At 59.5% G+C, this 1776-nt stretch carries 3 protein-coding genes; all 3 read left to right on the forward strand.

The window, feature by feature from the left end; translation table 11 throughout:
• Nucleotides 1-328: 328 nt before the first annotated feature.
• Nucleotides 329-694: an NADH-quinone oxidoreductase subunit A gene (locus EN914_RS34255; RefSeq protein WP_010910112.1), complete on the forward strand. Its 366-nt coding sequence runs from the start codon at nt 329-331 to the stop codon at nt 692-694.
• Nucleotides 685-1266, forward strand: coding sequence for an NADH-quinone oxidoreductase subunit B family protein (locus EN914_RS34260; RefSeq protein ID WP_013531090.1), 582 nt, complete (start codon nt 685-687; stop codon nt 1264-1266). Before EN914_RS34255 ends, EN914_RS34260 begins: the two co-directional genes overlap by 10 nt.
• Nucleotides 1267-1270: 4 nt before the next feature.
• Nucleotides 1271-1776, forward strand: a 506-nt coding sequence (locus EN914_RS34265) for an NADH-quinone oxidoreductase subunit C (RefSeq protein WP_127389629.1), incomplete at its 3' end; no start/stop codon positions are given.

The following is a 1776-nucleotide window of genomic DNA, read 5'->3' on the forward strand; positions in this document are numbered from 1 at the left end:
GATATCACTTTGACGTGTTTTGACCGAGGGTCGAATGGCTGATTCCAACCCATGCTAGCAGGGTTTTGGCGGCATCCATGTCAGGAGAGAAAAGTGGAGTAAAAAGCGAAGGAAATCAAACAGGAGCGGATCGGACCAGTTTGCCGCGATATGCCGTCCAGGTCGATGTTTTGAACAAGGTTTGACTTGCTTCGCTGGAAGTGCTGCGCTAACCCTCGCCGCGTTGCAGCATAGGCCCTTAAAACGGTTCAGCGGTTAAACTGTCACGCTTCCGCATTAGGGTCCGGTGCTGTAATCAACGTGGATTGGCGCCAACGGAAAGCCGAGCATGAACGCACTCTTGAGCTCATACCTGCCCATCGTCCTGTTCATAGGCGTGGCGCTGGTTGTCGGCCTGGCGCTGCTGGCCGCGCCCTTCCTGGTGGCCTACCGCAATCCCGATCCCGAAAAGCTTTCCGCCTACGAGTGCGGTTTCAACTCGTTCGACGACGCCCGCATGAAGTTCGACATCCGTTTCTACCTGGTGTCGATCCTGTTCATCATCTTCGACCTGGAAGTAGCCTTCCTGTTTCCGTGGGCGGTGTCATTTTCGAAAATCGGCATGCTCGGTTTCTGGTCGATGATGGTTTTTTTGGCGGTGCTGACCATCGGCTTTGCCTATGAATGGAAAAAAGGAGCGCTGGAATGGGATTGAACGACAGTTCAGGCACCCTCGTCGCGCCGAAGCCCAAGGGCATCATCGATCCCAACACCGGCAGGCCGGTGGGGGAGGACGATCCCTTCTTCCTCGAGATCAACAACGAGTTGGCCGACAAGGGCTTTCTGGTCACTTCGACCGAGGCGCTCATCACCTGGGCGCGCAGCGGGTCGCTGATGTTCATGACGTTCGGCCTCGCCTGCTGCGCGGTCGAGATGATCCACACCTCGATGCCGCGCTATGATTCGGAGCGGTTCGGTGTCGCGCCGCGTGCGTCTCCGCGCCAGTCCGACATCATGATCGTCGCCGGCACGCTGACCAACAAGATGGCGCCGGCGCTGCGCAAGGTCTACGACCAGATGCCGGAGCCGCGCTACGTCATCTCGATGGGCTCCTGCGCCAATGGCGGCGGCTATTACCACTATTCCTATTCGGTGGTGCGCGGCTGCGACCGCATCGTGCCGGTCGACATCTATGTGCCCGGCTGTCCGCCGAGCGCCGAAGCGCTGCTCTACGGCATTCTTCTCCTGCAGAAGAAGATCCGCCGCACCGGCACGATCGAACGGTAAATCCATGACCGCATCCCTGAGCGAACTGTCGAACTATCTCGGCGAGAAGCTGATCGGCCGCGTGAACGAGGCTGATATCGCCTATGGCGAACTCACCATCCATGTCGAGCCGCGCGATCTGGTCGAAGTGATGACCTTCCTGCGCGACGATGCGCGCTGCCAGTTCATCTCGATCATCGATGTCTGCGGCGCCGACTATCCGTCGCGGGCCAAGCGTTTCGACGTCGTCTATCACCTGTTGTCGCCGAAGCAGAATGTGCGCGTCCGCGTCAAGGTGCAGGCCGACGAGGAAACCATGGTGCCGTCGATCACCGGCGTCTATCCCGGCGCCGACTGGTTCGAGCGCGAGACCTACGATCTCTACGGCGTTTTGTTCTCCGGCCATCCCGACCTGCGCCGCCTGCTGACCGACTATGGCTTCGAAGGCCATCCCTTGCGCAAGGATTTCCCGCTGACCGGCTTCGTCGAGGTGCGCTACGACGACGAGGCCAAGCGCGTTATCTATGAGCC

The organism is Mesorhizobium sp. M7A.F.Ca.CA.001.08.2.1, from assembly GCF_003998455.1.
In the GTDB taxonomy this organism is placed as follows: Bacteria; Pseudomonadota; Alphaproteobacteria; order Rhizobiales; family Rhizobiaceae; genus Mesorhizobium; species Mesorhizobium ciceri.

Excerpts from the sequence above, each read along its gene's own strand:
- EN914_RS34255 (WP_010910112.1), top strand. The coding sequence starts at position 329 with ATGAACGCACTCTTGAGCTCATACCTGCCCATCGTCCTGTTCATAGGC.
- EN914_RS34260 (WP_013531090.1), top strand. The coding sequence starts at position 685 with ATGGGATTGAACGACAGTTCAGGCACCCTCGTCGCGCCGAAGCCCAAG.